Source organism: [Flexibacter] sp. ATCC 35208, assembly GCF_001975825.1.
GTDB lineage: Bacteria > Bacteroidota > Bacteroidia > Chitinophagales > Chitinophagaceae > Chitinophaga.
In genome coordinates, this window is the sequence record NZ_MTKN01000024.1 from 34592 (window position 1) to 48149 (window position 13558).

Sequence of the window (13558 nt, forward strand, 5' to 3'; positions counted from 1 at the left end):
TTGCCAGAGATTATTCTTTTTTTTTCCGGCCCCACTCGTCTTCAAAAAATATTTTTCAAATTTATGTGTGTGAGTCCCCAAAAGGGTCTCTAGTTTATCAGATACCTATAAATCAAACAAATGAGTCCACGGGAATTCTTTTTGCTATACGAAAAACTGTTATCAGGCACGATCACAGCCGAAGAAAAACTACGACTACAGGAATATACCGACCAAATGGAAGCGGAAGAACACCCCTGGCAAGCTGAAATGGGTGACAAAACCGAAATAGAAAACGAATTACACGCACTGCTCGAACAGGAGATCAAACCTAAAAAACGAACCGGCATCAAGACACTGACCACTATTCTCACAGCAGCTGCTGCTTTTACCGGCCTCTTCATCCTACTTTCATCCATCTATAAAAACAATCCAACCCTGCCGCCATCAACGCTAAAAAACCTTGCATCCAACAAGGTGACGCCCGGCTGCAATAAGGCTATCCTGACCCTCGCAGACGGCTCCTCTATCACGCTGGACAGCGCAGGGGCAGGTTCCCTGACCACAAAAAACGGTGTAATCATTAAACAGGTTCAAAATGGACTCATAGAATATAACGACAAAACTGGCAGTAGCGCCACCTCCTGGAGCACGATCTCCACCCCTACCGGTGGACAATACCAGATCGTACTCGAAGACGGTACCAAAGCATGGCTCAACGCCACTTCCTCCCTTCGATTCCCAACTACCTTCAGGAACAATGAAAGGACAGTGGAAATAAGCGGGGAAGTATATTTTGAAATTGCTACAAACGAATCCAAACCATTTAAGGTAAACTTCGACGGCAACACCATTACAGTACTGGGCACACACTTCAACGTCATGGCTTACAAAGACGAGGCGAAAAGTAAAGTGACCCTGCTGCAAGGCGCTGTCAAAGTGAACAACCACTCAGGCGAACAATTACTGAAACCGGGTATGCAGGCACAAATGACTGACTCAAACACCCGGATCACCACCTGCAAAGCAAACTTAGAAGAAGTCATAGCCTGGAAAAACGGCTACTTTACTTTTGACCATGAAAACATACAAAGCATTATGCGAAAACTTGCACGCTGGTATGACGTAAGGGTAAATTACCAAGGTGATATGAACGGAAAGATCTTTTCCGGCACTATTTCACGTTTTGATAATATTTCGGAAGTACTCAGCATGATCGAACTCACCGGCACCATCCACTTCAGGATTCAGGGAAGGGAGCTGACGGTGTTACCTTAACATCATCCACTTTAATTTTTTTACACAACCGGCGCAAACCCTGCACCGGTAAGGGAATTCTATTGCTAAAAAAACACACATTCATAAATTCCAACAAAACGTACATCTATGCGATGCTATCTACAATTTAAAAAACCTCGGCAATTCCACGTGCCATTAAAACTGCTACTAAAAACATTTCTATTAGTTATGTTCACCGCCCTTCAGGTACATGGTAAGGCACAAAATGTGACCATATCGGAGCGCAATGTGCCGCTGGAAAAACTCCTGATGGACCTGAAAGAACAAAGCGGTTACAATTTTCTCTATAACGCACCCATGCTCGCCAGCGCACGCCCAGTAAGCATTTCAGTGACCAACTCTCCGATCGATGAGGTGCTGCGCCTTTGCTTCAAAGACCAGCCACTTGATTATGTGATCAAGCAGAAAACCATCATCATCAGACAAAAAGATAAACCTGCTACGCCTCCTGCTCCTCCTGCCGATATCACCATCAGCGGTAGAGTGACCAACGATGCCAACGAAGCATTGCCCGGCGTAAGCATTGGTATCAAAGGGACTTCCAGAGGCACCACCTCCGATGCCAACGGGAACTTCATTCTCCATGTGCGTAGTGAAAACGATACACTGGTATTTACTTTCATCGGCTTCTCTGCCAGAGAAGTAGTGGTAGGCAACCGTACCCGTATCGATATTAAATTATCTGCTGAAAACAAGTCCCTGGGGGAAGTGGTAGTGGTAGGTTACGGTCAGCAAACAAAAGCAACCGTAACAGGTGCGGTAGCTGCCATTAAAAGCGCTGACATCGTCCGCACCAAAAATGAAAACGTAACCAACATGCTGACAGGTAAACTGGCCGGCGTACGTATCGTACAGAAATCTTCCGAACCCGGTACCTTCAACAATACCTTCGATATTCGTGGTATGGGCGATGCGTTGATCATTATCGATGGTATCCCCCGCGATAACATGTCCCGCCTGAACCCTGACGATGTGGAAAGCATCTCTGTGCTGAAAGACGCGTCTGCAGCGGTATACGGGGTACGCGCGGCAAACGGCGTGGTGCTCATCACAACTAAAAAAGGAAAGGCGGGTACCAACGTCATCAACTACAACGCTAACTTCGGTATTCAAACCCCGATCGGCTCTCCGAAAAGCACCAGCGCTGCCGACTGGATGACCCTCGCAAATGAGAAATCCATGCATAACCAGAACGGTGGTACACTCCGCTACTCCCTCGACGAAGTAGAAGCCTACAGAAACGGTACCAAACAAGGTACTGACTGGTACAAAGCCGTAATCAGGCCATCTGCACCTATGTCTCAGCACAACCTGAGCACCAGTGGCGGTTCTGACAGGGTACAGTACTATGCATCTCTCGGTTACCTTTCTCAGGAATCTTTCCTGCGTAGTAACAGCAACAGCTACAAACGTTACAACTTACGCTCTAACGTAACAGGCCGGATCACTGATCGTTTGAAAGCTGACTTCCAGCTGAACGGTATCTTCGACGAGTCCAATAAGAACTACGAATCCACCGACTGGATCATCCGCTCTATGGAAAGATCTGCTGCTATTCAGCCAATTTACTCCAATGACAATCACGACTACCTGCAGGTTGGTTCTGTAGACGGTTCCAACCCTGTAGCCATGGCAGACGCTAACCAGTCTGGTTACAGAAAATATGGCAACAAATGGTTCCAGTCTAACGTGAGCCTGGAATACGATGTTCCCGGCATCACAGGTCTGCGTGCAAAAGGTATGTTCGGTTACGACTATCAGTTACTCGACAACAAGATCTATAAAAAGCAATACAACCTCTACAACTACGACGACGCGACCGAATCTTATAACGCAACTACCAACCAGAGTCCCAGCAACATCCGCAGGGAATTCTATACCAAGCAATCCATCCTTACTCAGTTCTCACTGAACTACATGCGTACCTTCAACGAAGTGCATAATGTGAGCGTCCTTGCTTTGGTAGAAGGTCAGCACCGTCAGGGAGATAACATCTTTGCAGCCCGTGATCTTTCTCTGGCACTGGATCAGCTCTCCGCAGGTAACAGTGATAACCAGCAGGGTAGCATGTCTACCAACAGCGCTGACCTGTATGACTATGCAAACATTGGTTATGTAGGTAAGGCTAACTATAACTACAAAGGCAAGTACCTCGCAGAGTTCGGGTTCCGTTATGATGGTTCCTCCCGCTTTGATGCTGCTCACCGTTGGGGCTTCTTCCCTTCTGGTTCCGTGGGTTGGCGCTTTACAGATGAAAACTTCTGGAAAAACCTGGATGTAAAATTCATCGACAACGCCAAGTTCCGTGCATCATATGGTGTGCTGGGTGATGACAACGCTTCTACCTATCAATACCTGAATGGTTACACATATCCTGCAGGCGGCGATAATAACAACCTGCCAGGTGGTTCTGTATTCGATGGTACTTATGTGAACAGCTCTGTAAGTACTGGTATCGCGAACAAAAATATTACATGGTATACTGCGAAAACATTTGACGTAGGTCTGGACCTCAATACCAAAAACGGTATGTTCGGTTTGATCGTAGACTACTTCCAGCGTAAGCGTAGTGGCTTGCTGGCCACCCGCAGTGTAAGTCTGCCATCAGTCGTAGGCGCTGCACTGCCTCAGGAAAACCTGAATGGCGATATGACCCGTGGTATCGATATCGAAGTCACACATCACTACAAAATTGGTGAAGTGAGCTATAATGTAAGAGGTACTTTCGGTTTCACCCGCACACAATATACTTATCAGGAAGTAGGTAAATATGGTAACAATTACAACGAATGGAGAAGCAATAACAACAACCGCTACTCTGATATGGTATGGGGTTTCAAAGGCATCGGCCAGTTCCAGAGCTACGAAGAAATAGCCAATAGCAAAGTGAAATATGACCAGGGTACACTGCCCGGCGACTATAAATACGAAGATACCAATGGTGACGGCATCATCTCTGACCTTGACTTACAGCCTATCAGCTATAGCGGCAGACCGATGTTCTCCTATGGCCTGACACTGGATGCGAGCTGGAAAGGATTTGACCTGGCTATGTTGTTCCAGGGTGCTGCCAAAGTATATGTAAACTATGTTGAGATCTTAGCAGAGCCTATCTGGGGATCCAATTATTCCAACGCACTTGAAATGTTTATGGACAGATGGCATCCTCAGGATCCAACTGCCAACCCTTACGATCCTAATACTAAATGGGTGAAAGGTAAATACGCTTACACAGGCACCGTGGCAAGAGGCAACTCTACATTCTCTTATTTCAATGCCAGCTACCTCCGTCTGAAAACGGTTGAGTTAGGCTACACCTTACCGGTATCCCTGCTGAAACGTGCAGGTATCAAAGGTGCGAGAGTGTATTGCAACATCTACAACGCCCACACCTGGTCAAGCATGAAATTCATTGATCCGGAACATCCTGCTGACAGTTATGGTAACGTATATCCGCTGAACCGTACCTACAACATGGGCTTCACCATCAATCTTTAATTCTTGTGATTATGAAAAAGTTTAAATATATACTACCATTCATACTGGGTTTTTCGCTCTTTTCCTGTACCAAACTGGATATCTCTCCAACCAATATCATCCAGGACGGTGATATCTTCGGTTCAGAAGCAGGTATCAATTCCTACATGGCAAGGATCTACAGCGAAATGCCGATCGAAGATTTCCGTTATAGTCCCAACTATCTGTTCAATCACTTCTGGGTACTACAGGTACCAGGTACGATGTCAGGCGAAGCATTGTGCCGCGAAGTAGGTGGTGCTAAGAACGAGTCTACATCTACAGATTATGGCGATACATGGAGCGATCTTTACACCGTGATCAGGGAATGCAATTACTTCCTGGAAAACATTAAAAACTACCAAAGCAGTTATTCTACTGCCAAGGTGGCCCAGTTCAAAGGGGAAGCTTACTTTATACGTGCCTTCACTTACTATGCACTGGTAAAACGCTATGGTGGCGTACCGTTGGTAACACGTGTACTGAACTATCCATCAGAATCCATCTCAGATGTAGACATCGCACGCTCTTCAGAGGAAGATACCTGGAAACTGGTGGGTGCCGATTATGATAGTGCGATTGCTTTATTACCAGCTACCAACCAGGTAGGTCGTGCCAATAAATATGCGGCGTATGCTATGAAGGCGAGAGCCATGGTGCACGCGGGATCTATTGCAAAATACAATACAAACTCATACATCGTAGGTGGTATTCGCCTCTGTGGCATGAGTACAGACCTGGCAAAAGATTTCTATACACAGGCTTACAATGCAGCACTGGCGGTAGATGCAGGTGGCTATTCCCTGTATATGAATGAATGGGCGTCTGGTGATAAAACCGCTCAGTACACCAACTATAAAAATATCTTCTCCAATGCCAGCAGTTCAGAAGCGATCTTTGTAAAACAATACAGCTATCCTGAAAGTGTACATGGTTATGATGCATACAATGTACCTGCTCAATATAAAGGTGCAAACGGTTATTCTTCTGAGACCAATCCTACCCTGAATTTCGTAGAAATGTTCGATGGTATTCCTAAAGATGGAAACGGACATGTAGATGTATACAACAGCAATGGTACTTACAAACTCTATGACAGCACCATGCAGTTTTTTGCAGATGCAGAGCCTCGTCTAAGAGCGACGGTTATCTTACCGAACGATCAGTTCAAAGGCACTGCCTGTCAGATATGGAGAGGTATTTATACCGGTGCATCCACGTCATCTATAGCCCGCCTTATTCCTGAAGGCAGTACGACCAAGTATGAAAATTCATCCAGCGCTTCTCAGTTAGTCACCTCTTCCAGTGGTAGTCAGACGGCATATACACTGCACGATGGTACTAAAATGAATCCTGCTGGTGCAGCGGGTGTATTTTATGGAGATAACACCTGCGCTATGTCCGGCTTCACCATCCGCAAATGGTTGAATGAAGGGATGGCACAGGAAGAAGTACTGGAAAACAGATCTGCACAACCATGGATTGAAATGCGCTATGCAGAGGTATTACTGATCCGTGCAGAAGCTGCAGCAGAACTGGCTACGCTGGGTACAGCCGATTACCTGAATGATGCCTATACCAGCATTGACAAGATCAGAACCCGTGCAGGTGCAGATCTGTTATCAGGTATAGAAAAAGCATCTCCCGATGCATTCATTAGTGCAGTACGCAAAGAACGTCGTAAAGAACTGGCCTTCGAAAACAAAGTATGGTGGGATTTAAAACGTTGGAGAGTGATTGCAACCGAACAGTCCAATACCCGCTGGCGTACACTGATGCCGTTTTATGCTGATAATGCCGGCAAATGGTTCTTCGATGCACGCTATGATGAAAGGGGTAGTACGTTCACATTTGATACGCGCTGGTACTACCAGGAACTGCCGGGGGCAGCGATTACAACCAGTACTAAGGTGGTGCAGAATTCAGGCTATTAATCTACTAAAACTTTGAAGATGATGAAAATTCAATATATAGTTTTGGCGCTGGGGCTGTTTTGCTCCTGCACGAAATATGATAACAAGGATAAGCCTTCCATGGTATTGAAAGGTTTGATCACAGACTCGATCACTGGTCAGGGATTGCAGACGCAGGTGGGTGATAATGGTGTAAGGTTCAAATTGCTGGACCTGAATTATTCAGCAAGTCCTACCCCATTTTATTTTACAACCAATCAGGATGGTACGTTTGAGTGTTCCGTTATTCCTGCAGGGAAGTATAATGTAACACCGCTCGGGCCATTCGTGCCGCTTGTACAATTGGATGCCAATGGAGATACGACGAAAAATGCGAGTGTGACAATTGATATCAATGGTACGGTGACGCAGAATTTTACAGTAGTGCCTTTCCTTGAAGTGGAATGGATCGGGGATCCGGTGGTGAATACCGATAATACTATTACGGTGCAGTTCAGGGTGTCCAGAGGTACAACATTGCCGGCGTATCAGCAGGATCTGGGGAATATTTATCTGTTCGTGAATTCAAGCAGTTATAATGTGGGTGATAATAATTATGATTCACGTTATACAGTGGCAGTGAGCAATCCGACCACTCAGTTGGGACAAACGATTACAGTAACGACTCCTGTGTTACCATATACAAATGCAACTTATTACCTGCGTGCTGGTGGACGAATTAATTATAGTGTAGATGGTGTGAACAGGTATAATTATAATGAGCCGATAGCGGTGAAAGTACCGTAAGGCTCTTTGTGCGAATTCCACTTTTTATGGCATCTGTGTTTGCTGTCTACAAGGCCACAGGCCATCATAGCAAGTTCCTTCCGCCTACGGCGGAAGGGCTTGTTACAAATGTGACTCAGTTAATTGTGTTTAGTGTGCTATCAGTATAACTCATTGCTCTTATGTAGGAGTGAGTTATTTCAAAGTTTTTAATTACAGGTCTCAACTTTCCATTATGAAGAAACCATTGCTTCTACTCTCCTGCTTTTGCCTGTCCTTATTGGCAACTGCGCAGAAAGGAGAAAAAACAGCCTTTCAGACCAGCAGTCCGTGGCGGCCTGAAATAGACGTAAGATCAGACATCGCCATCGTATATGGCGCAGGTGATCATCATAACATGACCTTCGAACAAAGAGTAAAATCATGGCGTGACCATGGCTACACCGTTCAATTCATGACAGGCATTGCCTGGGGCTCTTATGATGATTATTTTCTTGGTAAATGGGATGGAAAAAACCATCTTGGTATTGGTCAGGTTATGCAAAATGGCGATACCATCTGGCATGGTCACAACATTCCTTATGTTGTACCGGAAAGCACCTTTATCGAATACATGAAAAAGGGTGTAGTCAAAAAAGTGATCGACGCAGGCATCACCGCCATCTACCTCGAAGAACCTGAATTCTGGGCACGTGCCGGTTATGGCCAGACTTTCAAAGACGAATGGCAACGTTATTACGGGTTCCCATGGCGGCCACAGCATGAGTCTCCGGAAAATACTTATTTGTCCAGCAAACTGAAGTACCATTTATATTATAATGCGATTAAGGAAGTCTCCTCTTACGCGAAAGCCTATGGAAAAACCAAAGGCCTGGATGTAAAGGTGTACATTCCTACGCACTCATTGGTCAACTACTCTTCCTGGAAGATCGTTAGTCCCGAAGCAAGTCTGGCATCATTACCCAGTATTGACGGGTACATTGCACAGGTATGGACAGGCACTTCCCGCGAACCTACATTCTTCAATGGGTTAGAGAAAGAGCGTGTGTTTGAAAATGCTTTTTTAGAATATGGCTCTGTTATTTCAATGACCGCACCTACGAACAGGAAGGTGTTCTTATTGACTGACCCTATCGAAGACTGGCCGCGTGACTGGAGTGATTACAAACGTAATTACCAGGCGACATTCACCGCCAAGATCCTTTACCCGATGGTAGCTGATTACGAAGTAATGCCATGGCCTGAGCGTATATACACCAGACCTTACAAAGTAGCGAATAGTGATAGCATGGTATTGATACCTAAATACTATTCTACACAAATGCAGGTGATGGTAAATGCGCTGAATGATATGCCGCGCTCTGCGAATCGGGTGACGGGGGTAAATGGGATAGGTGTGCTGATGGGAAATTCCCTGATGTTCCAGCGTTTCCCAACGCATAATGGTTTTGAAGATCCGCAGTTCTCCAACTTTTATGGGCAGACATTACCGCTGTTGAAATTAGGGATCCCTGTTCAGACGGTGCATATGGAAAACCTGTCCTTTGCAGCTAGTCTGAAAGATATCAGGGTGTTGGTAATGAGTTATTCCAATATGAAACCAATGAGTGCTGATGTACATAAATATATTGCTGAATGGGTAAAGAAAGGGGGTATACTGGTGTATTGTTCAAAAGACGACGATCCATACCAGTCAGTGATGGAGTGGTGGAATACGAAGGGAAATCATTATAAAACGCCTTCCGCGCATTTGTTCGGTTTGTTAGGGATTGCTCCAGATGGAGGGAAGTATAATGTTGGAAAAGGGAAGGTGTATATCATAAAAGAAGATCCGAAGAACTTTGTGATGCAGGTGAATGGGGCAGATAATTATGTGGCGACAATAAAAGAAGCCTTTGGTGGGAATATACAGACCAAAAACAATCTTTATTTAGAAAGAGGCCCATATGATATTGTAGCGGTGATGGATGAGGTGGCGGATAAAACCCCTTATGTGATCAAAGGACCTGTGGTGGACCTGTTTGATCCTACATTGCCGGTATTGGCCCGGAAAATAGTAGAACCTGGTTCTCAGGCTTTCCTGTATAATATTAATAGAGTGGCGGATAAGTCTAAGCCAAAGGTATTAGCTGCTGCTGCAAGGATATATGATGAGGTGGTGACGGCGAACAGCTATAGTTTTACAGCAAAGAGTCCTGTGAACACAATTAATGCGATGCGGGTGTTATTGCCTGCGGAGCCGAAAGAGGTAGTGACAGGTAATAAGGAGGTGGTGAAGTCATGGGATGAAAGCTCCCATACCCTTTATCTTGGATTTGATAATAGTCCGGATGGGGTGAAGGTGAATATTAAATGGTAGATGAGCAGGCCGCCAAATACCCGCTCCACGAAGGGTGTCTCTTTTTGAGGCACCCTTTATTTTTCTTTTGTTGAGGTATCCCTGGCTTTTCATTAAAGCTCCTATTTACATTATATTGTAATTATTTTTATACTCATTTCATGAGATATTGATTAATATACCTATTTTTGCCGATTGATATAACTTTTAACAAAAATGAACCGGATAAAAGAGGTTTTAGAACATAAAGGAATAAAACAGAAATGGTTGGCTGAGCAACTGGGCAAAAGCTACAACATGATAAATTCCTATGTTCAAAACCGGAGACAGCCGAGTTTAGAAGACCTATACAAAATAGCAGAGATTTTGGATATCGAAGCAAAAGATTTGCTAGTAGAAAGAATGCACAGAAAGATATAATGTGGCCAAGTATATTAAATATTTAATTAAACCTTAAGACTCAGCTTAAACTATATATCAATGACAGAAGAAAAGGTATTACAATTAATTTCTGATATGGAAAGTGATTGGATTGAAAGAACGCGATCTACTGCTGATGATAAGCTTGGTCCTGCAATTTGTGCGTTCAGTAACGATTTTCCCAACCATAAACATTCAGGTTATTTACTCCTTGGAGTAGATGACGATGGATCGCTTGCTGGCAAAAAGTGGACAGATGACGATTTGCAAAAAATTGGAGGAATAAAGACCAATGGTAAAATATTACCTCAACCATCTATTATATTAAGTCGGGTATTTAACTTAGAAGGTGGAGATGTAGTTGTAATTGAGGTAAAACCATCTACATATCCCCCTGTTCGTTATGATGGAAGATGCTGGATAAGGATTGGGCCGAGAAGAGATAAAGCTACATTGGAAGAGGAACGTATGCTTACAGAAAGAAGGGTTTCTTATGCCAAAACTTATGATCTGGTGCCCGCTTTAGGCTCAAATGTTGCTGATCTTAGTGTTGATTTATTTAAAATTTCCTATTTGCCTAATGCAATAGATAAAGAAACTTTGATAGAAAATGGCAGAACAATAGAGGAGCAATTAGCGTCATTAAGGTTTTATGATACAAAGGAGAAATGTCCCACTAATGGAGGGATTTTAATGTTTGGAATAAACCCGGAATTTTTTCTTCCTGGATCATATATTCAATATATAAAATTTTCTGGTGAAGAAATGACCAGCGATGTAGAATATGAAAAGAAATTTTCTGGAGCATTAATTACGGAGTTACAACTATTGGATAATTTCATAAAGGGTAACATAATTAAAGACAGACCTGTAAAAGGAGAATCTTTCCAGGAAAATACATTACGTAATTATCCCTATTGGGCACTTCGTGAATTGGTAATGAATGCCATTATGCATAGAAGCTACGAATCCAACGCGCCTATTTATATTTACGAATTTTCTAATCGTATTGAAATTATTAATCCGGGAGCTTTATATGGAGAAGCGACTCCTCAAAACTTTCCAAATGCGAGTGACTATAGAAATGTGGTATTGGCAGAAGGTATGAAGGTGTTAGGATACGTGAATCGTTTCAATTATGGTGTAAAGCGTGCAATAAGTGAATTAACTCAGAATGGTAATGGGAAACCTAATTTTGACTTGTCATTAGCAACAAAGTTCAAAGTTACCATACCGATAAATCAGCAATGGCAATGAGAACAATAACGTTTTTTAATAATAAAGGAGGAGTAGGAAAGACAACAACAGTTTACCACCTTGCCTGGATGTTATCCGAGTTAGGTGTAAAAACCATAGCCATTGATTTAGATCCTCAATCTAACTTAACTTCTATGTTTCTAACGGAAAGTCGGCTACAGGAAGTATATGAGAGTAATGCATTATCAACAATATTGGATGCCATTACGCCGATTGTAAATGGTGATCCCGCAGTACCTGCTCATATAGAACCAATTAATGATAATCTTGGGGTAATCCTGGGAAATCTAGCGCTGTCTACATTTGAAGACACTTTAAGTGATGCGTGGTTGAAATGCTTAAATCAAGAAAATTATTCCTTTAAAATTACCAGTATCTTCAAAACAATTATTGAGGAAGCGACTCAACGATTCGGAGCAGAAGTAGCTTTAATTGACGTCGGTCCAAATCTCGGGGCTATCAACAGAGCAATAACAATTAGTTCAGATTATATCATTATGCCTGTTGCTTCAGATTTATTTTCTCTTCAAGGCATAAAAAATCTTGGTAAAACGTTAGGTATCTGGAAAGGTCAATGGAATCTAAGAAAAGCTCATCGGCCATCAAATCTTAGTTTCAGAATTCCTGAGAATGACGCAGTTCCTGCTGGGTATATTATTATGCAGTATTCAGCGAAAGAAAACCGTCCTGTAAAATCATACTTAAAATGGGGGAATAGAATCCCTAATGTATATAGAGAATTTGTTCTGGGTTTATCAAGTGAATACGGCCCTACAATTGAAGGAGACACAAACTGCATTGCACTTTTAAAACATTATCGGAGCTTGGCACCAATGTCTATGGAAGCTCATAAACCAATTTTCTTATTACGACCTGCAGACGGAGCTATAGGTGCACACTTGTATGCTGTGCAAAAGTGTTATGAAGAATTTAAAGACTTAACTATAAAAATTCTCGAAAGGTGCCCTGACGTAGCAAATAACTGACGTGTATTTATATACAAAAAAACAATAGTCATTCCTTTGGAATTTCAATCTTCAAAATTATTGCCAGACTAAAAACTAACTTCTTTAGCAATTTATTATTTACTTTGCAGCTTCATGTCACTTTACATCACATCACTTAATTCCGGTAGCAATGGTAATTGCTATTACATAGGCAACGACCATGAAGCGATCATGGTAGACGCCGGGCTCTCCTGCAGAGAAACCGAGCGCCGCATGCACCGCCTGGGATTGAGTATGACGAAGGTAAAGGCGCTCTTTATCTCGCACGAGCACACGGATCATATAAAAGGGATCACTATTCTTTCTAAAAAGTACAACCTCCCTGTTTATATCACCCCTGCTACCCAACGTAGCGGCAATCTCCTCTTACAGGAACAGCAGGCTATCTCTTTTCTCCCTTACATGCCGGTTCAGATCGGCGAACTGAGCATCACGGCTTTTCCAAAATTCCATGATGCGGTAGAGCCACATTCTTTTATAATATCTGGTAATGCTATTAATATAGGCGTCTTCACAGACATTGGTACCCCCTGCGAGCATTTAATTAAACATTTCCAGATTTGCCATGCGGCGTTTTTGGAGGCGAATTATGATGAGGTGATGTTGGAGAATGGGCAGTATCCTTATCATTTAAAGAAGAGGATACGGGGTGGGCATGGGCATTTGTCCAATAAGCAGGCGTTAGAGCTATTTAAAAAGCATAGGCCACCGTTTATGACGCATTTGTTTCTTTCTCACTTATCGAAGGATAATAATGATCCGGATGTGGTATTGGAGTTATTTCAGCAGCATGCCGGGGATACGCATATCGCGGTAGCTTCAAGGTATCAGGAGACGCCGGTATATAATATATCAGATAATGGGAAGATGGCGCCGGTTAGGTATACGCAGATGAGTATGTTTTAGTGATAGGGTATCAGTATTTAAAAAGGTAACCCAATAGTAAGTCCTTGCTGCTGCCACAGCCCCCTGTCTGCCTCTCTCCAATTATTACCTCCCAAGGGCGCCAGCCCAATAATAAGCTCTTCCTTGCTGCCGCAGGCCAATTTCCCACCTATCATTCG

Annotated in this window: 9 protein-coding genes; all 9 read left to right on the plus strand. The window is 43.4% G+C overall.

What is annotated here, in order from left to right; translation table 11 throughout:
- Nucleotides 1–120 precede the first annotated feature (120 nt).
- The 9 genes from BW716_RS16490 to BW716_RS16530 all read left to right on the plus strand — a co-directional run bounded on the left by BW716_RS16490 (nucleotide 121) and on the right by BW716_RS16530 (nucleotide 13400).
- The gene (locus BW716_RS16490) at nucleotides 121–1257 is read left to right on the plus strand and encodes a FecR family protein (protein WP_083723902.1); all 1137 of its coding nucleotides are present in this window, start codon (nucleotides 121–123) and stop codon (nucleotides 1255–1257) included.
- 189 nt (nucleotides 1258–1446) lie between these two features.
- Nucleotides 1447–4776 (plus strand): TonB-dependent receptor, encoded by a 3330-nt coding sequence (locus BW716_RS16495; RefSeq protein WP_179091162.1) that lies wholly within the window; start codon nucleotides 1447–1449, stop codon nucleotides 4774–4776.
- An 11-nt stretch (nucleotides 4777–4787) separates the two neighbouring features.
- On the plus strand, nucleotides 4788–6728 hold the full coding sequence (locus BW716_RS16500; RefSeq protein ID WP_083723906.1) for a RagB/SusD family nutrient uptake outer membrane protein: 1941 nt from the start codon (nucleotides 4788–4790) through the stop codon (nucleotides 6726–6728).
- Nucleotides 6729–6746: 18 nt separating this feature from the next.
- On the plus strand, nucleotides 6747–7493 hold the full coding sequence (locus BW716_RS16505; protein ID WP_083723908.1) for a DUF3823 domain-containing protein: 747 nt from the start codon (nucleotides 6747–6749) through the stop codon (nucleotides 7491–7493).
- A gap of 214 nt (nucleotides 7494–7707) precedes the next feature.
- Entirely contained in the window at nucleotides 7708–9831 is a 2124-nt protein-coding gene (locus BW716_RS16510) for a hypothetical protein (protein ID WP_083723910.1), read from the plus strand.
- A 195-nt stretch (nucleotides 9832–10026) separates the two neighbouring features.
- On the plus strand, nucleotides 10027–10230 hold the full coding sequence (locus BW716_RS16515; protein WP_083723912.1) for a helix-turn-helix domain-containing protein: 204 nt from the start codon (nucleotides 10027–10029) through the stop codon (nucleotides 10228–10230).
- A 60-nt stretch (nucleotides 10231–10290) separates the two neighbouring features.
- Nucleotides 10291–11487, plus strand: coding sequence for an RNA-binding domain-containing protein (locus tag BW716_RS16520; protein ID WP_083723914.1), 1197 nt, complete (start codon nucleotides 10291–10293; stop codon nucleotides 11485–11487).
- On the plus strand, nucleotides 11484–12473 hold the full coding sequence (locus BW716_RS16525) for a ParA family protein (RefSeq protein WP_083724029.1): 990 nt from the start codon (nucleotides 11484–11486) through the stop codon (nucleotides 12471–12473). Before BW716_RS16520 ends, BW716_RS16525 begins: the two co-directional genes overlap by 4 nt.
- A gap of 114 nt (nucleotides 12474–12587) precedes the next feature.
- Nucleotides 12588–13400, plus strand: coding sequence for an MBL fold metallo-hydrolase (locus tag BW716_RS16530; protein WP_083723916.1), 813 nt, complete (start codon nucleotides 12588–12590; stop codon nucleotides 13398–13400).
- Nucleotides 13401–13558 lie beyond the last annotated feature (158 nt).